Genomic DNA, 22,677 nt, shown 5'->3' on the forward strand with positions numbered 1-22,677 from the left:
GTTTACGTGCTAACCTGGTTAGACGCCAATTAAGAAGTATAATTAATGTATATTTACGCTCATCACAAAAGCGTTAAGTGCCAGGTTAAGGTTCAGATTTATCTGTATTGTATTTTTATTTTGGCTGTGATCAGCGTTTCAACCAGAAAGTTACAGGGGTAAAACCATGAAAGAACGCCCGATTTTGTTTAATGATCAACGGGTGCGAGCGCTGCTCTCTGACCAACAACGACAAACCCGACGCATTATGAAGTCACAGTTTTTGGGGCCGGGCCAGGATAACCATGAAGGCTGTTATGGTATTGACGTGCTCAGTAATCACCTGCAGGGAAACCGGGTGATGGGTATGGAAAACTTAAGTTATCATTGCCCTTACGGACAGCCAGGCGACAGGCTCTGGGTGAGGGAAACCTGGCGTGGCCCGCTTATTGATCAAAGCGAAATAGCCGAATACGAACGTGCGCCCGCGCAGTTTAAAAACCCGCGCTACTGTCAGTATCGCGCAGATACCAGCCAGTTTTCTAACGCCGAAGACGAGGATCCGCATTTTGGCTGGCAGGCGGGCATTCATATGCCACGCTGGGCAAGCCGCATCAATCTGCTGATTACCGGGATTCGCGTGGAAAAAATTCAGGATATCAGCGACGACGACGTTATTGCTGAGGGCGTACAGACTGACTCTCATTTTCTGAATAATTTTTTCACCATGCACCATGAGGCCGTCTCTTCAAAAGATGCCTACCGTAAACAGTGGGCTTTGCAGTACGGCGGCACCAGCTGGGAGGTGAATCCCTGGGTTTGGGTCATTGATTTTACGCGCGTACAAAATTAACCATAACAAACGAGTGTGGGTTGATGATCAAATGGCCGTGGAAAAAACCGGATGCTGCTATCGCCCCCCTGCCCTGGCAGGAGGCGTTAGCTATTCCCATTTTGCGCGGCTTCGATCGGCCCGAACAGCTGCGTCTGACCGCACTGGCAGCCAGGTTTTTGCAGCAAAAGCGTCTGGTGCCGCTGCAGGATGTAAACCTGGATGAGCTGCAATGTGCCCGGCTGGCACTGCTTTTTAGCCTGCCGGTGTTAAACCTGGGTTATCACTGGCTCGACGGATTTAATGAAGTGCTGATGTATCCCGCGCCCTTCCGGGTCGACGATGAGTGGCAGGATGAGTTTGGTCTGGTACACCGGGAGCAGTCAGTTCATGCTGGTCAGAGCTGGTTACAGGGTCCGATTGTTTTAAACTGGATGGATGTGCAGGATTCCTTCGATCTTTCCGGGTTTAACCTGGTGATTCATGAAGTGGCTCACAAGCTCGATTCACGCGGAAGCGGTTATACCAACGGCGTTCCCGCTATCGCGTTAAGTGAAGTGGCAGCCTGGGAGCAGGATCTTAACGCGGCCATGAACGCGATACGGGACGAGATCGAGCTGGTGGGGGAAGCGGCGGCCAGTATGGATGCCCAGGCCGCCAGCGAGCCAGCGGAGTGCTTTGCGGTGCTGTCAGAATATTTTTTTAGCGCGCCGCATCTGCTGAATACTCAGTTCCCGTCACTCTATCGACGCTTTAGCGGGTTTTACCGCCAGGATCCCGCGGCGCGCTTCGGGCTCAACACGACGGTCCATACGGACAAAGTTGGCTATTAAGCCAGCGGGTTGCTTTAAACGCAGCCAGTTGAAAGCCCAAGTGTTTTTTGCTGTTGACAGCCCCGGGCGCCCTCGCTAATATGCGCCCCATCGAAACCGATTCCTCTGTAGTTCAGTCGGTAGAACGGCGGACTGTTAATCCGTATGTCACTGGTTCGAGTCCAGTCAGAGGAGCCAAATTTGAGAAGCCCGCTCAGGGAAACCTGAGCGGGCTTTTTGCTCTTCAGTTTCTGCCGCCCTATCGCATATTTCTTTACGAGCTGAAATACCCTCTTTCAAAACCAGCCCTGAAAGGCTTAGGTGCAGCACGCGATAAAGGCGTGCACATTATTATGGACCATCAGTCGATTGCCGATTTAAAAGACTGCCCGGCAGATTTGAAAGGAGACGCCGTTGTCGGCGCGGTCGTTGAGAACGCTAAATTCAAACTGGTTTATCGGGTCATGGATCCGGACACCGCTGAATGGGTGGCGAGGATGTCAGGCACCATATTAGTCGATGATGAGGTCCGCAAAGCGAAAACCGATGCCGTACTGACAGAGACTATCGACGATGAACGCACCATCAGGCAGGCGGAGCGTTTCTTTACCGACAGCAATATGATCCTGAACCTACCCGATTTTGTCAGCTTCATCTTCTCGACAAAAGCACTCCCCTCTACTTCGCTGATTTCGCCCATCAGGGTGAAAAAACGCGAACTGGAGATCTGTGCCGTGTCGCCCGCGATTGCCGCCACCGCCGCAACGATAAACATCGCCCTGGATTTTAGCGAGGAGGAAACCTTCCCCGGAACGGCACCAACGCCGGATATCACCATAACGCAGCCCGATCTTTTTTTTGATAATACGGACGAAGAAGACACAACAACACCGAACGCCGATAAAGAGGAAAACTCATCATTGATGGATTTTTAAAGGGGGAGTGATGCTTATCACCGCATACCGCAAACGCCAGACGCGACACCGCGGAAAAATACAACGACTGCTGAATTTCCTGAAAGAAGAAACGTACAGTGACTTTTAAACACTGATGCTGCTGTTCGGCTTCAGGGATCATAAATCGCTATATTCCCTGCTTTCAAAAGTCGAGGGCATGGGCTTAATACAAAAGCACGTACTGGTATCGCGCACCATGAAAATTTCATTATGGGGCATAACCAGTGACGGACTGGCCGTTGTATTAACACCCGATGATTCATTTTTCCCGGCGCGGTTTGAGCCGTCAAAAATCACCGGCTGGACGCTGGAACATCACCTTGATAATCAGGCGGCGCGGATCATCCTTGAGCAAAAAGGTGCATCCGAGTGGATAAATGGCGATCGCACGACCTTCCTCAGCCGGTATCAGGTCGGTCATCGCCCGGACGGGCTGATCACCCTGCCCGGCGGCACCGTGATCGCCATTGAGACCGAGCGTCGTCTGAAAACCAAAGCCCGATACCAGTCAATCATCGCCAGCCATTTACTGGCCCGGACCCGTAAAGACTGGATTTACGTTTTTTATATCGTGCCGGACCCCCAGAAAAAGCGCGGTCTTGAACGGCTGTTTGACAGCATCCGGCACGTCATCGTTAACCATCAGCACATCCCGCTAGAAACCCGCCACCGGAATGTATTCCGTATCTATACGCTCGACGAGCTGCAACGGCTCGATGTAGACCACGGCATATAGTTCTTCTCTATCACCCAACTGCCCCCACCCACCAACCCGCAGCGCAAAGACCGGAAGTAATGCCCTTCCTAAATACTCCCTCTATATCAGAACCGACAGGACTCCAGAATGAACCGAGAAACTGACCGACTTGCTGATGTACTGACTGAAATGAGCGCCAAAGCGCTGGTCACATGGATGACGCATTCCGCTTTGCAGGACATACCGCGCGAAGCATTACTGACTCGCGGCAGCGATTTTGTCTATGCCCTGCAAGCAAATTTTGTGCTGCTGCGTGATGTTCTGTCAGAAACTCTGGAAGATATTGAGCAGCCGAGCCATCACCTCGAAGAAAGACTGGATAGTCTGGAACAGCGCCTGCAGACGCTCCAGGCAGTTGCTGGTAACAGAGAATAGCTGCACATTCAGCCCTGTCCGTGTGGCTTGCTTTATTCCACTGTAGAGACATGACTGTTCGGTGCTCGCCTGACTGCGCTCCGCCTCACTCATGTATCTACAGCGTTACTGGTCAAGCCTATAGCCGCATTCCTTTGCGGCTTTTTCCTGCTTAAATTTTATCCATCAAATAACGATGCGCTTTGGATGCCGCGCTGGCCGCCTTGAAAATATAGCGTTTGTCGTTCTTCAGTGCTTTCAGCCAGGAAGCGATATAGCTTTCATGCTGAACCTCTCCAGTAATCCCCAAGTCTGCCGTCAGGAACGCGCTTCCCAACTCGGCGATCAACTCTTAAAATGCATACCCCTCACTGCCAAACTTCCCTTTCATTTCACGATTCAGCGACTCTTGGCTCCGCTCCAGTGAACCAGCTCATGCAGACCGGTGGCGTAAGAATTGGCCGCATCGGCAAAAAGATATCGTTCCGGTAAGCGAATTTCATCGGTTGACGGGATAAAAAAGGCGTTTTGTCCTTTCTCGATGATGTTTGCGCCACTCTTCCGTAACAGGTTCTCAGCCTGCGGCAACGGGTCCAATGTTGCTTCCGGGCTGACTGTTTCAGTTGTCAGGGCCAGGCCGTCGATTTGCTGAACGTTAAACACGGTGAAGGTTTTCAGCATCGGGATATGTTCAACTTCTCCGGCGTCGTTTTCCTTTTCCAAGGTCGTATAGAAAATGGCTGTTGTGCCATGTTCGCCTTTACGCACCTGCCCGCCTTCCGCTTGCGCCTGTTTGTAAGTCATCCAGCGGGAATCGCTGAATCCCTGTTTAGATGCGCTGCACCACAGCAACATGATATTCATGCCACTATAAGCCACACCAGTGGCGTAATTGGAAGGCAGACCAGACATGCCATCTACACGTTGCCACGGGCAAGACCACGGTTTTACACCGGCTTCTAGCGCAGAAATGATGCTGTCAGTAACGGTCTGATAAATGTCGGTTCTGGTTTGAGAAAATTTCGTTTTTGAGGAGCCTGACTGCTCCAGCGGGGATACGCTGGTCGCCGCTGCGGTGTTAGGGGCGCTAGTCTTGTTATGCAGGGAAATAGTCATGATTTTTTCTCCGTCAGTGATGTGATTTTCGTCTTCGTATCGCCTGACGGTTCGCTTTCACGGCATCGTTCTGTCCTGCAAGGGCGCAGCATGCGTGCCATTTACCCTTGCGGGACAGGTTGTGTTGGAAAACGATTAACCGGAAGCTGATGCGGGAAGATAAATCACGCGGGCGAAAAAATGCCCCTGCATAGTCGGACGTAGCGCCCCTTGGTTCGTAGCGGTGAAATGTAATCGTCGTAGTAGGTCCATGTTCACGACTCAGCCGTTCAATGGAACGAGCGACGACTTAAGACATGACACAGTATCTAAACTGAAAACCAAATTCTGAAGCGGCAATTGCTATGATTGGAGAGCTATATTACTGACATCACCTCTGTTCAATCCAATGCTTAACGTAAGCAATTGATTAACAATACACAAAATCATTTATTAAAAAAATTCTACTGGAACCTGTATAGTAATAATAGTATCTTCTCATCATCAACAGTTAGGGTGTATCTTTGTTCACACGTTACGCAGCTATAAGTAAGGATAATGTGGAAGTAAGCCAACTTAAAAAAGTAAATATGATCAAACCAGCAAAGCATTAGGATTAACCATAAATAATTGTGAGAGCGAAAAAGTGAAAAGCAATAATTATTCTCGTGGTTCAGAATGGCGTAAATGGGACTTACATATCCACACTCCTGCATCATTTCATTGGGAAGGACAAAAATTTAACTCCACCCCTAACCCAGCTGATAATATACGGCTTATAGATGAAATGATTCAGGCATTGAATACAGCCGAACCTGCCGTATTTGCGATCATGGATTACTGGACTTTTGATGGGTGGTTTGCCCTAAAGAAACGTTTATTAGACCCGGACGCACCTAAATTAAATAAAACTGTCTTCCCTGGAATTGAATTACGATTAGTGTCACCGATGGAGAGTCGGCTCAATGCTCATGTGTTGTTTTCAGATGAAACAAATGATCAAGTATTAAAAGATTTTCTTGCTGGATTGAGAGTCGCACTTATTGAACGGCCATTATCTGAATATTCGTTAAAATGTCTTGCACGTCAAGTAGGTGAAGATTTACTACGTGAAAAAGGTTTTAAAAAATCGGAAGTTATGAGCGTTGATGATACAGCATTGCTTGCTGGTTCAACAATCGCTGAAATAACATATGAAAGTTACAAACAAGCGATAAAAAATGTTCCTGATAACATGGCTTTGGGATTTATGCCATTTAATACTAACGATGGATTAGCTGATGTAAAATGGCAAGAACATTATGCCTATGTCCTTGGGTTATTTGAAACCTCCCCTATTTTTGAAACGAGAACACCAGATTTGTGGGCTGCTTTTTCTGGAGTCAAAACTGATACAAATAAAAAATGGATTTCAGATTTTCAGCATGCCTTAAAGAATATACCAAGGCTTGCTGTTTCAGGAAGTGATGCGCACCGATACTATGGCAAACAAGGCAGTAATGATTGCCGAGGATATGGCGACTACCCATCGGGAAAAGCTACGTGGATAAAAGCAGATCCAACATTTGAAGGTTTGAAGCAAGCGATCAAAGAGCCAGCAAAACGTTCGTATATAGGAGCAATCCCACCTAAACGTAAATTAGTCAGCGAAAATAGAAGCCTTTTTATTGATAAACTTGAAGTATCAAAAAAAAATGATGCAGTGATACCTGATAAATGGCTTGATCAAACGTCTATTACTTTGAATCATGATCTTGTGGCAATAATAGGTAACAAAGGAAGCGGTAAAAGCGCTTTAGCTGATATTACGGCGCTACTAGGTAACTCCCAACAAAGTCAGCATTTTTCATTCCTTAAAAATAATAGATTTAGGGGTAAAGTTGGTGAGCCAGCTAAAAGTTTTGAAGCAAAAGTGACTTGGGGTGATGAGAAAATATTAACAAAAAATTTGAATGAGAACCCCGCTTTAGAGAAAGTGGAACTTGTAAAATATATACCTCAAGGGCACTTTGAGTCATTATGCAACGCTCACGTGTCTGGAGAATCAGATGCCTTTGAGAAAGAACTCAGGTCTGTAATCTTCTCTCATTCTAGTGATGCCATTCGCTTAGGTGCACTTAGTTTCGAACAATTAATTGAAGAACAAGAAAGTCCGTTACGCAGTCGAATAGAAAGCTTCCGTAGTGAACTGCATAAACTTAATCGTCAAATCGAAACTCTTGAAAACCAAATGAGTGAAGAAGCACAAAAGGCTCTTGCTGAGCAACTAGTTCAAAAAGAAAGACTTCTAGAAGAGCTCATTAAAATAAAACCAGCAGAAATAGCTGAGCCAACCAATAGTTTATCACCTGAGCAACAATTAGTTTCAGAGAAACTTTTAGCTATAACAACTCAGTTAGAAAAAGCTATTAGTAATAAAGAATCTAATACCGAAGAGCAAACAAAAATAGCAGCCAAAAAAAAGGCATGCAAAAATATAAAAGAAGGAATCGAAGTAGTTAAGAGATCGATCAAACAATTCAATTCAGAGTTTGAGTCTGCAATAGAGTTGCTCAACTTAAAGCCTCAACAATTAATCAGTCTTGATATCAACGAGAACATAATCGATGAGATTGAGGACAGTTTGATTGTTCATGATGACTCAATTAAAGAAATCAATATAAATCTGAACAGTGAAGAAGAATCTCTTTTAAAACAGAAATCAAGTCTTAGTGAAAAGTTAAATGCACCACAGCAGGCTTTTCAAGAATATAAAGAACAACTAAAGGTATGGGAAGATAAAATCATATCTTTACAAGGTTCTAAAGATGAACCAGATACGCTCGAGGGGTTGAAACACCGTAAAAATATATTGGATACTTTACCAAACCAACGACTTCAACTTATGGAACAAAGATTATCATTAGCTAATCAAATACTCTTAATACTAAATGAACAAAAAGCTAACCGCGAAGCCCTCTTTGAACCCGTACAATCATTAATACAAAATAACTCATTGATACGTGACGAATATAAGTTACAGTTCATGGCAGAACTAAGTTGCACAGCCGATCAAATTTATAACAAATTATTTTCTATCATTAAGCAAACCTCTGGAGAGTTTAGAGGTGAGTCGGAAAGTTTATCAGTTATTAAAGACCTTATAGATAAACATGATCTAAACGATATAGATTCTACACTTAGTTTCATAGATGAACTTCATCGTAAACTCGAAGCTTCTTCTAAAAATAATGTTGGTATAGCATCCTTATTACGGAAGGATCGCACCTCCAATGAGGTATATGACCTAATTTTTGGATTAGAATATATTGATCCTAGATATACCTTAATGTTTCAGGATGCGCAAATTGAACAACTCTCGCCTGGGTGACCTGCTCCCCTCTGGTTAATCCATCGCCAGGCTAGTAATGTTTATCATTGAACGATGAGGACATTACCCATGAAAAAGCGTTTCTCTGAAGAACAGATCATTGGCATCCTGCGCGAAGCTGAGGCCGGCATGGCAGCTAAGGAGTTGTGCCGTAAGCATAATATTTCCGATGCGACATTTTATACGTGGCGAAAAAAATTTGGCGGTCTGGAAGTCTCCGAAGTCAAGCGTCTCAAAGCGCTTGAAGATGAAAACGCACGTTTGAAAAAATTGTTGGCTGAAACCATGCTGGACAAGGAGGCCCTGCAGGCAGCGCTTGGGGTAAAGTATTAACACTGTCTCACAAGCGCAATGCGGTTGCTCAGATGTGCCAGCAATCAGGTATTTCAGAACGTCGTGCCTGCCATCTTGCCGGGCTTTCCAGAGCAACTTGTCGTTATCGCTCTCTTCGGGCACAACGAGATGAAGCGCTGTCGGAACAGATAAAAGCGCTGGCGCATGAGCGCCGACGCTTTGGTTACCGTCGTATCTGGCAACTGCTGCGACGCGATGGCGTCGACGTAAACCATAAAAAAGTCTACCGTATTTATCATGAAAATGGATTGGCTGTTCACCGGAGAAAGCGTCGTAAAGGGCTGTCCGTGGAGCGTCAACCTCTTGTTCGGCCCAGTGCTCCAAACATGACCTGGTCGATGGATTTTGTCATGGACGCTCTCGCCGGTGGCAGAAGGATAAAATGCCTGACGTGCGTGGATGATTTCACCAAAGAGAGCCTCGATATCGCTGTTGCGCACGGGATCTCTGGCGAACAGGTGACGCGGATACTCGATAATGTGGCGTTATTCAGGGGTTATCCCAAAGCGATACGCACCGATCAGGGGCCAGAATTTACCGGCCATGCGCTGGACCAATGGGCTCATTATCATGGCATTGAGTTAAAATTTATCCAGCCGGGAAAACCGACACAAAATGGTTTTATCGAAAGTTTTAACGGGCGGTTTAGGGATGAATGCCTGAATGAACACTGGTTCAAGGATCTTGATCAGGCACGCGAGATCATCAGCGACTGGCGACAGGACTATAACGAGCGAAGACCACATTCTGCGCTTAATTACCTGACGCCGTTGGAATTCGCTGCAAACTATCGCAGTGGCAAAAATGATACGGCTCAAAACGATGTTACTAGTTAAGTGTCGGCTTAATTATTGGGGGCAGGTCATGGGCAACGTGGTGCATTATTATTAATTTTTTATTTGCTGGTGGATAAAGGTAATACTCCCATAATACTCGACCAACCCGAAGAAAACTTAGACAACGAAACCATTGTCAGTTTGCTTGTACCTGTTTTAACGGAAGCAAAGCAAAAAAGGCAAATCATTATGGTTACGCATAATCCAAACCTTGCCGTTGTTTGCGATGCGGAGCAAATAATTCACTGTGAGTTTGACCGAAAAAATGGGCATAACATTACATATACCTCAGGAGCAATAGAGTGTAATGTGATTAATAATAAGGTTGTAAATGTCCTTGAAGGCACTATGCCCGCATTTGATAACCGTCGTGCAAAATATATGTGATACTATTTTTAAACTGATGCCGGAAGAATAAAAATCAAAGGACAGTTCAAACTTAAGAGTCACTTTATTTGTAAATAATGTGGCTCTTTAATAGTTGAGTGTAAAACGACCGTTTCCATACTCAGCAAAATTAAATCATAAGCATAAATGAGAACAATAATAAAAACCCTTTGCTTATAATTTATAAAAGTATGTATTTGTGAGAACAGTTGAGCATTAGAAATAAATTAATTCCATTAGGTAACATTAAACCCACCATTGCAAAACCAATCCGATTTTTCTAATGCATAGTAAGTTGCAGTTTGCCATGAATTAAGTCGCGCATGCATGCAGCTTTGAGCTTTGTCTATGAGATGGTCTCTAACGTTTTTTGCAGAATTTTCACCAACCGCAATTCTTTGCAGAGAATATCGTATGTTAGTAATTTCCACAGCAGCATGAGTTGCATAAAGCGCGGCTAATCCAAATGTTTTGAAGTGTGCTAAAATGCGTTCAGATATAACGCCCCCCCAATGTGCTGGAGGCTCAATATAAAACTGGAGCGCAGGAGGTTGTGTTTCAATAACAGAAGCATAAAGCCATCTTTCATTATCTATATCATCAAAATATGGATGTAGAGTCTGTTTATCCGCTGCATCAGCTACATAGATAGATTTTCGTTTATTACAGTCTGCGCAAGCTGGTATCAAATTAATTGGGCTAACCCCATAAATCGGGAAACAAGAAATTGGTAGGTAATGATCTAACTGGTAAACAGTTCCCTGCCCACACAGGGGGCATATGTCATTTTCACATGCTTTTTTCAGCTGATCATATATAAGACGTGTTTTTTTACTTTTAACAAATGTATTATTATAAACACGTTCCATCTGTTTCCCAGTAAAATGCTCTCCAATATTTTCATTTGCTTTAATTAAATACAACTCTTCTGCAATTGCGTGCTTCCTATATTCCACTTCAGCATTGTCTACGTCACCTTCAATTAAACGAAGGTTTACTTTCAATGTCTCATTTCTTATACTTGAGGAACATAGTCTTAATATATCAACTGCTATTATAGTTGGAATCGGTAGTTTCCTCATTACAATTCCCCATCTCTTTGTATTATTAATGCTTGGATAATAGCTTTAGCTTCTTCGCCTAACTGTTTATCAAAATCACGAATAATTTGACGGTAACTTTTCCCATCATTAACCTCTTCGCGCAAAATTCTATGGAAGCCTGACTGGGTTACTTGCAATCCAAAAACCTCTCGCGTCAGTATGCCGATATTTTCACCAAATGTTTCAAGTAAAGGACGCTCAACAACTGTAACGGCATGGCTACGACGTAATTTCCATGCGCATAAGCGCGGTACTTCTTGTAAAACAACCGGCGAATGAGTTGCAATTATACCCACACCATTCCTACTAATCAGAAGGTCTGAAAGTGTTCTAACAAAAGATGAGAGTAGAGGAGGATGTAAATGCCCTTCGGGCTCATCAATCAATACAAGCGTACCTTCATCTACAAGATCAACTAATCGAGTAATAGTTAAAAGTACAATTGAATGTCCAGAACTGAGTTTCTTAAATAATTTTCTTGCTCGTACTCGCCATTGTGCTGGTGACTCTGCATCTTCTAGTAAAGATGTAACATTTGCTTCCGCAAAAAGATCATCTTCCTCCAGCGTTTTCATCGCTCTTATCCATCGTTGTGCTTTAACACCCGATTTACAGCGCTGCAGGCATTTCGCAAAATCGGAGCTTATCGAATTGTCCTTTTTAGATGGGGATAATGATTCTGTCGAAATGATCGATGTTAAGCCAACTTGATGAAATATAAAATTGTCTTTTTCTGATGCTTTTAACTCAAAATCATCAAATGCACTAAATGAAACCAATATTAACCCTGAAAACGCAATTTCTCCTATTGCGCTACTATGATTCATTTCAATTAAACCTGGTGATGTATTTTCTTCTGTTTTTCTTCCCAAGATGGATAGAGCTATATTTTTCATAGCTCGTGTTTTTCCTACACCATTACGCCCGATCAAAACATGAACGTTAGTAGGTGGTTTGGATTCAGGTATGACCTCAAATAAAATTTTAGGCTGCTTCTCTTCATTAAAATCAGGGAATGTATACGTGAAAGCATACTCTGTCAATTGAGCATCACCACGACTCAAACGATTTAATTTCCCTCTCACATTTTCTTTCCGAATATCCCGCAATAAAGATTCAACCATAACAGTTTCATTGATATATTTTTCAAATATTGTTAAATTCGCTGCACAATCGCGTAATCCTGAAAAAACTCTTGTCCGAAGTGACTCACTTAATTTATTTAGTGATTCATAATAATCTTCGCTTTGTCCCAGCGAAAAGTAATCACCATTTAAAATATCAAAATGCTTATCAAGCATTGGACAGCGATGGTTATCTGATTTTTTTTGCGCTGGAAGAAGTCCTTTCTGTCCTATTTTTACTGAACCAATAGTATGCTTATCCCCATTTTCATCGATTACAATTAGGGTGAACATTGTTCGGTATTTTGCCCAGTCATCCCAATAATCGACTAAAAGATACGCTTTTAATAGATTATTATATGATATCTTTTCATTCTTTTCGATAACGGTAAAGAACATTAGATAAACCCTATAATTTATTGAAACCTAGGTTGAATAATCTATTTCTTGGATAAGAAAAAATCACTCACTCTTCTACAAAGATTATTATATAACCATCTAGATGACCTGCCCCCTCTAGAGTTGGGCTTAGCTTATTGTTATATACGTCAACGAAAATCAATCTATTTCATGCATCCCCAATTGTATATCAATACCGTAGTCAACAGCTACATGCTGGGCTGCTATTATCATTTCCCGTTTCTGATTATCAATTTTCTTCATATCATGCTCGTCAAGGAAGACAAAACCATCCCGGCTCGCATGATTGATAATCGCAATTATGCTACCAATTTTGCTCATCACCTGCCTCAAAAAACTCGCGATATTCTGATCTTCAAATTCGTGGTGGGCCTTTGACTTCTGTCTACCATTAACAGTACCTTTTCCGATTAGCTCCGAGATTTCCTTGAGGCCTTTTGTCATATATTCAATACTTCCTTCACAGGACATGTAGTGCCTGACCGCATTTCGACTCACATAACCTAATATGATTTTCAAACAGTCAATATCATCGTAGGGGTGGATAGAAGAATAGTCTACATGGCGACGCATAGAATCAATAACAACCTGTATCTTTTCTTCATCATCAAAGTCAATAAGCCTGTTAAGGAAAAAACCCGGCTCCACAACCTTACAATAATTTGGAACTATCACACCCTTTGAGATCTTACAGAAACCAAAAATGTATAGAACCGCGTATCTGTCCCTCAAGGATTTACCGTTTTTATCCTTTTTCTCGAAAGTCTCAATTGTTTTTTTATCTTTACTGCATTAGCTACTGAGGTAACCTGGACAGCTATTCCGCCATTCATGTTATCATCCGCAGCATCAATGGCTGGAAAGTTAACTCTAATCTGGTTTTTACTTTTGAGGTTGGCAATACCTAATGCTTTGAATAACTGTATAGAAATTGCCTCAAGTAGCCGTGACATATCATTAAAACCCGTGTCCTTATCTCTCTCGACACGAAGTTGAAGAATAGCAATATCCTGATTTAAATTTTTTATCAGCGATTCGATCAAAATAGCTCCTTAACTTGATTGGCTCCGACTAAAATTCAGCGGCATAGTGAAATAATATCCAACTGACTAAAGAAGAGGAAAGTAACTACATGGACATCCTAAAAAATCTACTCTATGAATAAACACCGATATATCATCATCGTTAAGCCCTATGTTCATATATACGAATGACATCTTTCTTCGAAGTGGAAATTTTCGCTGCTAAATTTCACTAAACCATTCCATTGGGACCAATTTGGTACCATCACGCCATTCCGGCAAGCCGACAACTCCAGCAATTTCGCCCCACACTACACTCGAAGCATGGTCTAGAACGATGAGTTGGAGATTTCCATTTTCCTGAAGCACGACATTGCCCATAACTTCGAATGCCTTCCGGACAGCTTCCACGTCTTCATCCCGAACCTTAGGTTCTTCGTCTAAAATAATGTCTTGATGCACCGTGGGTTTGGGAAAGTAAACTTGACTAGGTTGATCAAGCACAAGAAATCCTGGTACAGGGCTGCTTCGTTGGCCCAGAAAGAACTGGTGAAGAGAGAGCAATACTGCCAAATGATAGGAAAGCCAATTTGAACCGCTTCCTATTTCTGAAAGATAGTCATCGCGCTCAGCCCCAAGGACTTTGATAGTTAGATCATTGACTTCTAAAGAAATCGGGTCGTGTGGATTCTCAACATCTAGATAGGGGAGAAGCTTCCCAGCGTTTGTGTTGATAATTCGCAGAGCTTTATGCTTACGAGCCTCGATATCTTGTTCGCGGAGTTCCCCTTCTAATGTTTGTACCGATTCCTTGAGCATCCGCACCTCTTCGACAAGTTCGCTGTCGCTGCCCAATTTGCGATGTAGATCCAATGACGATTCAATGTTGCCTATAAAACGCTCGGTACGCTTCGCAGAAAATTGCTGGTCATTAGCTTCCTTCGATCTACTCGTCAACGCTCTTTTGCGGATTTGTACGGATCTCAGTCGCTCGGTCACGCTATCAACCTCTGCAGTAACGCGCTGAAACTCACGATCGAAGGCGGCAGGTACTTCTTTGTCCTTATCTGCTCCCGCAGCTAACTCGACTTCTTCCAGACGATGAGCCAGAACCCGCAGTTTTCGTTTGGCTGAATCATTATGGCTACCACACATGGGACAATCCGATTCATCGTTTGCATGCGACACCAACCAACTCGATAGTTGAAGCCGCCCCCTCTGCACTGATAATGCCGTCTGATACTGTTGCACACCTGTTCGCATTCGGTTCATTTCTTCCAAGCGATGACGAAGCGTAGTAAGTTCGCGCGAAACAACTCGCTCTTCACTTTCCAAATCATTCAGCTCACTTAGTGCATCTGAGATCGTTAATGTGCTAACAGCCAAAGTTAGGTCTGTTCGAGCGATTATTTCGTCAAGATGTTTAATCATTTGGTTTCGCGATATTTCATCCTCCAGCTTGGGGATCAAACCAAGTTCCTGCGCCTCACTGTACTTAGATCTCAAGTCGGCAAGCCACCGCGCGGAGACATCTTGGGCATCCCTGAGTTCTCGCTCTTTACGACGTAGAAGTTGGCGGGCTCTGTTCAGCTCGAACTGCTTAGCCATCAATGCTGATGTGACTGCACCAAGTATATAGGGGAAGATCTTCCTCAACTTTTCACGGTGCTCGTAAGTGTTAGTCTTAAAAAATAGAACATCCGGATTGGCAACTACGTTCTGTGGTTGAAATGTGAAAGCAGCCAAATCTCGAAAAGCCGGACGCCCATCGAACCCCGAGACATCCTCTCCACCAGAAAAATCAAGATTAGACAGATTGGCTAGGTCATCAAGTAGCCTTTTGACTGCTATAACGTTTGTATTTTTACTAAGACGGCTGGGAATCTTGGTTATATTCTCTGCTTCCAGCAGGAACATATCATTGGTGCTACGCTGAGACCCAGGCTCCTTTCGGGCCAAGAGTTTGTCACCTTGCTCGGTCGCCACAACGATGCCGAACCATTCACAGTATTTGCGAATGGTATTTACAGGAATAGAGCAAGTGCTTGCGCCGAGACAGTAGTCTATGATTGGAATGACCGCTGATTTACCCGTACGTGAGGCTCCACTAATGACGTTGACTTTACCAAGTTCAAAACGCAACTTGCGAGGTTGGAATTTTTTGTTCCGCGGCCAAAGTACGATACCTCGAATTTGAAAATACATTAGAGCTTCACCCTCAATGTTGTTACGACTTCATGCACGGTGAGTTCACCGAACCAAGCACCAAGTTTTTCTGCCAAATCCATAAGTTGCCTCACCTCATCGGATAACCCCCTCGCCTTAGTCTGCGATAATGGAATTACCTCGCCGTTTTCTTCAAGTTTGATCAGTTTTCCAGCAACCGCGAGTTCAATGGACAGCAGGCTGAGCTTGCGCCAACGAATAGCGCGCTCTTGAATTTGCAACAACAAGTCCTGTTTGGATACAGATGAGTCCCCGAACTTTGCCGCAAACGCCCGTAAGCCCGAACTTTTGAAGGTACGCTTTACAAATTCTGAGGTTGCTTGATGAAGAATAATAGGGAGCACTAGAAATAGAAGAGGTAGAGGGGGTGAGGCACTTATACGATTTGTCTCGACATATCCACAACAAAAACGCCAGACGATTGCTGCGCCTAGTGCCGGATTCTGAACATTTTGAACTTCTCTTGCCAGCATATTACGCCACCTTCTTGCCCTTCAACTGAGTTTGGTAGTTAGGATGCCAGCCTACAACCAACTCATCGGCAAGCATGTGGAAGCAACCAGGAATGAAGTGCCCCGGCGTAGACATTGCCTGAACTGGAGCAGCGAACTGCATGCAGTCTGAATAAAGAAATTGCCCTTGCTCCTGCTCGGATCTTTCTCTGTGATTCAACCTACAAACCCGCTGTTTATTCTTCCATGAGCGCTTAAGGACATCATTTAGATCGTCAAAAGAGCTCTCGTCAACTTCTCCCCGGACAGCCCAATCTGTCCGATCGAAGGAAGCCATTAAGTAATCACTAACAGCTCCGAGTTTCTCTTCGTATGGCAGACCAATAATATCTAGTTGTCGAATGAAATTATCAGGAAGATATTCCCGTGATATTTCCTCTGATGGTGGATGTGCACGGCTCGATAGGACCGTTTGTCGATCAATTTTTTGTACGAACGATGTGTACCAGACATGGAAGTCATTGCGTGCAATGACTGCGGGCTTTCCCGTCTCGAGTAGCATATCGATGTGGCGCTTCACCTGACCGCAAAGATGGTTGGTGATATCTCCAACCTTAGATGGTGATACGGGGTGACTTCGAACTAGCGCCTCAAGATCTGCCTGAGGACTGCCGCTGCCCTGCGTCAGTTGAAAATTGCAAATAAGTCGTTCTGAAAGATCCGGGTCGGCTGTAAACACCTTTTCGACGTATGTAGCAATTTCTACAGAGACACTTTTCTTCATATCGTAATCTGGAGCACTCCCCCATAACAAAGTGCGAGCCTGTGCGATGGCTAATCTAGCACTTTCAGGAGTATCAGCCTTTGCGAAACTTTCAACGATCAGCCCTTCAACTGGGCGAGAAACATAAAGCTCGAAAATAGCTTTGTCTATTTCAAACCCTGGTGATGCTGCAAGCTCAATCCAATTTGAAAGCGTTTTCCATAGTGATTTTGCTCGGTCAGCCACAGGATTAGCTGTAAGTGCGCTTTTACTCTGAACCAGTATAACGCCGCCATCGCCATCCTCTTGGGCTACATCGTCAAGAAGCTCCAAACTACACAAACTACCCTCGGGCGCTTGAAGCAACAAATGAGTAAGTCGTGTAAATTGGAGGCTGTATCCTAACGCCTGGCCCGGAACCTCGGTTCTACGCTTGACTCGAGATTGACCTTTCGTTCTTGAAGTCGTCATCCTGTTTCCTCCAAATAGATACCAACTCACACATTTTGCTACACTTTACAAGAAGCCAATAGAGAAAAGCTAGGTAATACCCTGTAGCCCACGCTCAATTCCCTGACATTTCATTGATCTTTCTACAACCATAGTCACAATGCTACTGTATTACAGCTTTCACGGAAGGTGGTCATTCTGGGGGTCTTGACAGAAAGGGAATTCATGTTTAGCTTAATTATTAGCCATTTACTGGTAAAGGCGATCCCAGTCAGAGGAGCCAAATTAGAGAAACCAGATGTCTACTGACGTCTGGTTTTTTGCTTTCTATCAGTTGGTTATCCCTTCTCTGGACTGTCCTCAGACCGTAACGGTGTTCACTGGAAGATTATCTGAAGCCAGAGTTGTACTCTTACTGTTTGATGGGCTTAGAGTCCCATTCAGAGAAGATAATGAGGAATTAATCGACTGCCCCATCTTCCCTGTTGCGTCGCTCAGTTGCAGCCTGCCAGCGTAAAAGTGGCAGATACTAGTAATGCTGTAATCGTTTATTCATTTTGAAACTGTGTAGGATCAAAAAACTCACTACACTGAGATTTTCATTCAGAACAGTTAGTCGTGTTGTTTTCCCTGGTGTCGGCAAAGCCATTAAGGTGCAGTCGGACGAACCCAACTGATTTTATCTTTGGTTTTAAATTTCAGAATCATCAATGGGCCAGGTATTAAAATTAATTGACTGATTTTGCACTCCGAAAGCAGGCATCTGCTGGATCAGTCTGTTTCTGAACCGGTACTTATCTCAGAATACGTACCTTCCGTAAGTAAATGAGACCTCTGTATAGCAAGCTGTCTGCCCCTGTGGCACACTTAAACCTTTCTGAAGCATACGGAACCTGCTTGATGTCTGAAAATCTTGTGTGCATGCCAGCTACCTGCGTGAAGGTAAACGGGTCTTTCAGCAGCAGGCTGTCTTTAATTCAGCAGATAACCATATTCTGGTGTTCACTATGACCTGCACCGCGATACTGACGGACGGGGACAATCAACAATTTCAGGCGCTGCTCTCCGGCTTTTGTTTTAACACCTGACAATAAGGAACGTTGTTATGTTTGAAGCGGCACGCGTGGGCGATGATATCGGCCATTCTCATGCGCTGGCAGGGATGATTGCCGGAACGATTATCGGTGGACTGATTGCGGCTGCCGGTGGCATTGCCGCCGGGGCAATGATGATTGCCGGTCTCGGTGCGTCCTGTCTCGGCATTGGTGTGCTGCTGGTCGGGGCCAGCCTGGCGGTGGGATACCTGACAGGCGAACTGGCGACGGCAGCACGGGACAGTATCGCGGATGCAGGCGCGGCCAGCATGCAGAAGGAAGGCGTTATCGCCACCGGCTCTCATAACGTGTTCATTAACGGCAGACCTGCCGCCATTGCGACCAACAGCATGGTGGAATGCGCTAAGGACGGTGGTTCACAGCAGATGGCAGAAGGTTCGTCCCGGGTGTATATCAACGGCCTGCCGGCTGCCCGTACAGGTGACCAGACCACCTGTGGCGGCAAAGTGATGACGGGTTCAGATAACGTCCGCATTGGCGGGGAGCCGGAACAGACACTGCCGATACAGTCTGAAGTCCCTGAAAAACTGTATAAAGCCTCTGACCTGACGCTGTTATTTGCCGGGCTTATCGGTGGCGCAGGTGGAGCGGCTGGCAAAGTCGGTGCACTGGGCAGACTGTTCAGTAAAATTTCGGGTATCAACAAGCTGGCCCGCATCGCCTGCCGCGCTGGCGTGCTGATGACCGGTGCCGCTGCCGTGGGCATCATCGCGCGTCCGGTGGATATCGTCAGTGGGCAGAAGTTTCTCTCGGGTGATGACGAGCTGGATTTCGTATTACCCTCCCGTCTGCCGGTGGTCTGGCAGCGTTACTGGCGCAGTGGCAATCCCGGCGACAGCGTGCTGGGCCGTGGCTGGTCACTTTTCTGGGAAACCCGGCTTGAACGGTATCAGGACGGGCTGGTGTGGCGTGCACCGTCCGGCGATTACGTGTCATTTCCTCCTGTTCCGAAAGGTCAGCGAACCTTCTGTGAACCGGAGAAGCGCTGTCTGGAACACCATCAGGACGATACATGGTCAGTGTATGATATCAGCGGCGAACGCTGTCATTACCAGCCATTACGCGAAAATGCCCCTTCCCTGCCGCTACGCCTCACAGAACCCTGTGGTAACGATATTCTTTTTGACTGGAACGACGACCATACCCTGCATTCACTCACCGACAGCGCCGGGCAGCGCGTGGTCTGCCGCTACACAACCGTCAGCGGACAGGTTCGCCTGACCGGGGCCTGGCTGGATAATGAAATCTGCCTGGTCAGCTACGGCTTCGATGATAAGGCCAGGGTGATTAGCGTCACCGGACGCGGCGGTCAGGTACGCCGCCGCTTTGGCTGGTATGACGACGGGGACGGAATGGATTTACTGCGCAGTCATGAGGACGGCAACGGGCTTGTGAATGAATATCTGTGGCAGAACATTGATGGTCTGCCGCGCGTGGTGGCGTACCGCAACAGCGCGGGTGAGCAGCTTGATTTTGAATACGATTTTGAAAATGGCACCCGCCGCGCCACCCGCGAGGATGGCGTACAGGCAGACTGGCTGGTTGACGACGATAATAACGTCGCCCGTTTCACAGATTATGACGGTCGCCAGACCAGCTTTGTTTACCACAACGGTGAGTTATGCGATGTCATCCTGCCTGACGGAGCCATGCGGCACAGCCAGTGGGACCGCTATGGCCGCCTGACGTCAGAGACTGACCCGGCAGGCCGCACCACAGAGTATTACTGGTTTCGCAACACTGACCGCATCGCCCGCACGGTTTACCCGGATTCAACAGCCACACAGGCGACATATGATTTAAACGGCCGCCTGCTGTCGGAAACCGACGCACTGAATCACACCAGCACTTACCACTATCCTGATGAAGAAGAAACGCTGCCGGACCGCATCACCGATGCCAGTGGCGGTGACGTGCTACTGGAATGGAACCGCCAGGGGCTGATGACACAGCGCACCGACTGCTCCGGCAGCATGACCCGCTTCACCTATGACCGCTTCGGGCAACTCCTGAGCAGCGAGGACGCAGAAGGCAACGTCACACGCCGCAAATGGAACGATGCAGGCCAGCTTACAGCTCTTATCCGCGCCGATGGCAGTCAGGAAACGCTGTTGTGGAACGAGCACGGACAGCTCACCGCCTGGCGTGACCCGCTGGAAAGCGACGTGCTCTGGACGTATAACCGCCTGGGCCTGCCGCTCAGTCAGACCGGCCGCAACGGTATCATGCGTCGCTGGCACTATGATGCACGAGGCAATCTGCTGCGTCTGGAAAACGGCAACGGCGGTGAGTACCGGTTTACCTATGACCCCTCAGGACGTCCTTTAAATGAGATTCGCCCGGACCACACAACCCGGCAGATGGAATGGAACGAACGGGGACTGCTCATCACCCTGCTGGAAAGCGGCAGACCGGACAACGATGGCGGCATTCCCCGGCGTGTTCAGCAGTTCAGCTATGACAGCAGCGGCCTGCTGACCTTCCGGACAACCCGCGATGCCCGGTACCATTACCAGCGTGACAACAGCGGGCAGCTTACCGGCCTGACGCGCACACCGACTGCTGAAGGCCTGGCGCTGGGTATCGAAGCAGATGACGTTCAGTTTACGTTTGATGCGGCAGGAAAACTGCTCACTGAACAGGGGGTGAACGGTGAGCTGCATTCTGCGTATGACGTTCTGGGTAATCTTACCGCGCTGACCCTGCCCGGCGGGCAGCAGATAAGCTGGCTGCACTACGGCTCCGGTCACGTCAGCGCCATCCGCTTTAACCAGCAGACCATCAGCGAATTCACCCGCGACCGCCTGCACAGGGAGGTCTCACGCACTCAGGGAACCCGTGAACAGACCCGCCAGTATGACAGTATGGGCAGACGTACCCTGCAACGCAGTATCGGCGGCTTAGCACCCAACCTGCCGGAACAGGCAATCTTCGAACGCGCCTTTAACTACACCGGGCGCGGAGAAGTGTCTGACGTCAGTGACACACTGCGTGGCAGCACGATTTATGGCTATGATGGGGAAGGTCGTCTTCTCAGGCACTACGAAGCCCGCCCGGAGCACAGCACCCGGACGTTCCGCTACGACGCTGCGGATAATCTGCTGCCGGATAATGACCTGTCTGCCCTGCCACTGACGGAGAACCGCCTGACGCACTGGCAAAATCTGTTTATGAAATACGACGGGTGGGGCAACCTGGTCAGCCGCTGTAGCGGGCTGCATGAACAGCATTACGAATACGACGCGGAAAACCGGCTGATAAAAGCAGAAGGCAGCGGACCGGAAGGTGGCTTCACGGCGCACTACCATTATGATGTGCTGGGCAGACGCACCCGTAAAGCGGTTACCACGCAACACGGCACCACAGAGACCCGCTTCCTGTGGCAGGGCTTCCGACTGTTACAGGAACAGCAGCATAACGGTCAGTATCAGACATACATATACGACCCCAAAGAGGCATACAGCCCGCTGGCGCGGGTTGATCATTTACGCGACGACAGTCATGGAGATATTCTCTGGTTCAGTACCGACCTTAACGGTGCACCGCTGGATGTCACTGATGAACAAGGCCAGCTCCGGTGGAGCGGACGTTACGGCAGTTTTGGCGAAGTTACCCGGCAGACGGAAGGTTTTCACCGCCTTGCACGGCAGGCCGCCCTGCACCATCAGCCACTCCGCTACGCCGGGCAGTACGCTGACAACGAGACCGGACTGCACTATAATCTGTTCCGGTATTACGATCCGCAGATTGGACGCTTTACGGTGCAGGATCCGATTGGGCTGGCGGGTGGCTGGAACCTTTATCAGTATGCGCCGAATCCGCTGGGCTGGATTGATCCGTGGGGATTAGCTAATAGGCCAAATAATGGTGAGTATCATATTTTTCATGATTATTCACTTGATCCTCAATATAGGTATTCTAGTGATGCAGTCCAATTTAACAGGGCCAATGTAGATTTTGTTCAGAAAATGGAAGCGGACCCGGCATTCCGAAAAGATATGCTTAACCGATATCCAAAACTGGATGACTGGCTCAAAGATGGAGATATGAGTAGAAGTCCTTCAGGATTAACATGGCATCATCATGAAGATATAAACAGACTGACTCTGGTTGATAGAGCAGATCATAGATTTAACCATGCTTTATATCATCCAACTGGTAAAGGTGGACGTGATATATGGGGAGGTGGAAAAGCTGGGCGACAAGGAAAGCTTGATGGCCATAGTGGTAGGAAAATTTGTAGCTAAGACTTAAATATAAAAGAGGATAC

General features: G+C 46.5%; 16 protein-coding genes, 1 tRNA gene and 2 pseudogenes. 11 read left to right on the forward strand and 8 right to left on the reverse strand.

Annotation, left to right across the window (positions count from 1 at the left end; all coding sequences use genetic code 11):
• The first annotated feature begins 166 nt into the window (after positions 1–166).
• The 6 genes and pseudogenes from AAGR22_RS13210 to AAGR22_RS13235 all read left to right on the forward strand — a co-directional run bounded on the left by AAGR22_RS13210 (position 167) and on the right by AAGR22_RS13235 (position 3,711).
• The gene (locus tag AAGR22_RS13210) at positions 167–832 is read left to right on the forward strand and encodes a hypothetical protein (protein ID WP_067700791.1); all 666 of its coding nucleotides are present in this window, start codon (positions 167–169) and stop codon (positions 830–832) included.
• A 23-nt stretch (positions 833–855) separates the two neighbouring features.
• Entirely contained in the window at positions 856–1,644 is a 789-nt protein-coding gene (gene mtfA / locus AAGR22_RS13215) for a DgsA anti-repressor MtfA (RefSeq protein WP_345827948.1), read from the forward strand.
• A gap of 101 nt (positions 1,645–1,745) precedes the next feature.
• Positions 1,746–1,821, forward strand: a tRNA-Asn gene (locus tag AAGR22_RS13220).
• Positions 1,822–1,976: 155 nt separating this feature from the next.
• Positions 1,977–2,558, forward strand: coding sequence for a hypothetical protein (locus AAGR22_RS13225; protein ID WP_345827950.1), 582 nt, complete (start codon positions 1,977–1,979; stop codon positions 2,556–2,558).
• Positions 2,559–2,568: 10 nt separating this feature from the next.
• Positions 2,569–3,315: pseudogene (mobC, locus tag AAGR22_RS13230) on the forward strand (MobC family replication-relaxation protein).
• 108 nt (positions 3,316–3,423) lie between these two features.
• Positions 3,424–3,711 (forward strand): hypothetical protein, encoded by a 288-nt coding sequence (locus tag AAGR22_RS13235; RefSeq protein ID WP_345827951.1) that lies wholly within the window; start codon positions 3,424–3,426, stop codon positions 3,709–3,711.
• 151 nt (positions 3,712–3,862) lie between these two features.
• Here AAGR22_RS13235 and AAGR22_RS13240 read toward each other — a convergent pair.
• A pseudogene (locus AAGR22_RS13240) lies at positions 3,863–4,806 on the reverse strand (zincin-like metallopeptidase domain-containing protein).
• Between the two features lie 625 nt (positions 4,807–5,431).
• Between AAGR22_RS13240 and AAGR22_RS13245 the strand changes: the two are divergent.
• From AAGR22_RS13245 to AAGR22_RS13255, 3 genes are all read left to right on the forward strand, one after another.
• Positions 5,432–8,155 carry a TrlF family AAA-like ATPase gene (locus AAGR22_RS13245; RefSeq protein ID WP_345827953.1) on the forward strand — a complete coding sequence of 908 codons (2,724 nt, stop codon included), beginning with the start codon at positions 5,432–5,434 and terminating at the stop codon, positions 8,153–8,155.
• Positions 8,156–8,224: 69 nt separating this feature from the next.
• Positions 8,225–9,345 (forward strand): IS3 family transposase gene (locus AAGR22_RS13250; RefSeq protein WP_345827955.1). Its coding sequence is split into 2 segments (ribosomal slippage): positions 8,225–8,477 and positions 8,477–9,345, totalling 1,122 coding nucleotides; the frame shifts between segments, so codons are not numbered across the junction.
• 15 nt (positions 9,346–9,360) lie between these two features.
• Complete coding sequence (locus AAGR22_RS13255) at positions 9,361–9,732, forward strand: hypothetical protein (RefSeq protein ID WP_345827957.1); 372 nt, start codon at positions 9,361–9,363, stop codon at positions 9,730–9,732.
• 236 nt (positions 9,733–9,968) lie between these two features.
• On the opposite strand, the gene AAGR22_RS13260 is transcribed toward AAGR22_RS13255, so the two are convergent.
• The 7 genes from AAGR22_RS13260 to AAGR22_RS13290 all read right to left on the reverse strand — a co-directional run bounded on the left by AAGR22_RS13260 (position 9,969) and on the right by AAGR22_RS13290 (position 17,313).
• The gene (locus tag AAGR22_RS13260; protein ID WP_345827958.1) at positions 9,969–10,814 is read right to left on the reverse strand and encodes a hypothetical protein; all 846 of its coding nucleotides are present in this window, start codon (positions 10,812–10,814) and stop codon (positions 9,969–9,971) included.
• Positions 10,814–12,358 (reverse strand): AAA family ATPase, encoded by a 1,545-nt coding sequence (locus AAGR22_RS13265; protein WP_345827959.1) that lies wholly within the window; start codon positions 12,356–12,358, stop codon positions 10,814–10,816. The genes AAGR22_RS13260 and AAGR22_RS13265 overlap by 1 nt, the downstream gene beginning before the upstream one ends.
• A 159-nt stretch (positions 12,359–12,517) precedes the next feature.
• Entirely contained in the window at positions 12,518–13,111 is a 594-nt protein-coding gene (locus AAGR22_RS13270; RefSeq protein WP_345827960.1) for a hypothetical protein, read from the reverse strand.
• Positions 13,108–13,422: an SMEK domain-containing protein gene (locus AAGR22_RS13275; protein WP_345827961.1), complete on the reverse strand. Its 315-nt coding sequence runs from the start codon at positions 13,420–13,422 to the stop codon at positions 13,108–13,110. The genes AAGR22_RS13270 and AAGR22_RS13275 overlap by 4 nt, the downstream gene beginning before the upstream one ends.
• Before the next feature lie 201 nt (positions 13,423–13,623).
• Positions 13,624–15,606, reverse strand: coding sequence for a DUF3732 domain-containing protein (locus AAGR22_RS13280; protein WP_103826121.1), 1,983 nt, complete (start codon positions 15,604–15,606; stop codon positions 13,624–13,626).
• A complete protein-coding gene (locus AAGR22_RS13285; protein ID WP_201499594.1) occupies positions 15,606–16,100 on the reverse strand; it encodes a three component ABC system middle component in 495 nt (164 codons plus the stop codon). The genes AAGR22_RS13280 and AAGR22_RS13285 overlap by 1 nt, the downstream gene beginning before the upstream one ends.
• Before the next feature lies 1 nt (position 16,101).
• Entirely contained in the window at positions 16,102–17,313 is a 1,212-nt protein-coding gene (locus AAGR22_RS13290) for an ABC-three component system protein (RefSeq protein ID WP_217192280.1), read from the reverse strand.
• Between the two features lie 896 nt (positions 17,314–18,209).
• Here AAGR22_RS13290 and AAGR22_RS13295 point away from each other — a divergent pair.
• Together AAGR22_RS13295 and AAGR22_RS13300 are read left to right on the forward strand one after the other, a co-directional pair.
• A complete protein-coding gene (locus AAGR22_RS13295; RefSeq protein ID WP_345827964.1) occupies positions 18,210–18,380 on the forward strand; it encodes a DcrB-related protein in 171 nt (56 codons plus the stop codon).
• Between the two features lie 17 nt (positions 18,381–18,397).
• Positions 18,398–22,654, forward strand: coding sequence for an RHS repeat-associated core domain-containing protein (locus AAGR22_RS13300; protein ID WP_345827966.1), 4,257 nt, complete (start codon positions 18,398–18,400; stop codon positions 22,652–22,654).
• The last annotated feature ends 23 nt before the right edge of the window (positions 22,655–22,677 follow it).

The organism is Erwinia sp. HDF1-3R (assembly GCF_039621855.1).
Classification (GTDB): Bacteria; Pseudomonadota; Gammaproteobacteria; order Enterobacterales; family Enterobacteriaceae; genus Erwinia.

Excerpts from the sequence above, each read along its gene's own strand:
- AAGR22_RS13210 (WP_067700791.1), top strand. The coding sequence starts at position 167 with ATGAAAGAACGCCCGATTTTGTTTAATGATCAACGGGTGCGAGCGCTG.
- mtfA (WP_345827948.1), top strand. The coding sequence starts at position 856 with ATGATCAAATGGCCGTGGAAAAAACCGGATGCTGCTATCGCCCCCCTG.
- AAGR22_RS13225 (WP_345827950.1), top strand. The coding sequence starts at position 1,977 with ATGGACCATCAGTCGATTGCCGATTTAAAAGACTGCCCGGCAGATTTG.
- AAGR22_RS13235 (WP_345827951.1), top strand. The coding sequence starts at position 3,424 with ATGAACCGAGAAACTGACCGACTTGCTGATGTACTGACTGAAATGAGC.
- AAGR22_RS13260 (WP_345827958.1), bottom strand. The coding sequence starts at position 10,814 with ATGAGGAAACTACCGATTCCAACTATAATAGCAGTTGATATATTAAGA.
- AAGR22_RS13265 (WP_345827959.1), bottom strand. The coding sequence starts at position 12,358 with ATGTTCTTTACCGTTATCGAAAAGAATGAAAAGATATCATATAATAAT.
- AAGR22_RS13280 (WP_103826121.1), bottom strand. The coding sequence starts at position 15,606 with ATGTATTTTCAAATTCGAGGTATCGTACTTTGGCCGCGGAACAAAAAA.
- AAGR22_RS13285 (WP_201499594.1), bottom strand. The coding sequence starts at position 16,100 with ATGCTGGCAAGAGAAGTTCAAAATGTTCAGAATCCGGCACTAGGCGCA.
- AAGR22_RS13290 (WP_217192280.1), bottom strand. The coding sequence starts at position 17,313 with ATGACGACTTCAAGAACGAAAGGTCAATCTCGAGTCAAGCGTAGAACC.
- AAGR22_RS13300 (WP_345827966.1), top strand. The coding sequence starts at position 18,398 with ATGTTTGAAGCGGCACGCGTGGGCGATGATATCGGCCATTCTCATGCG.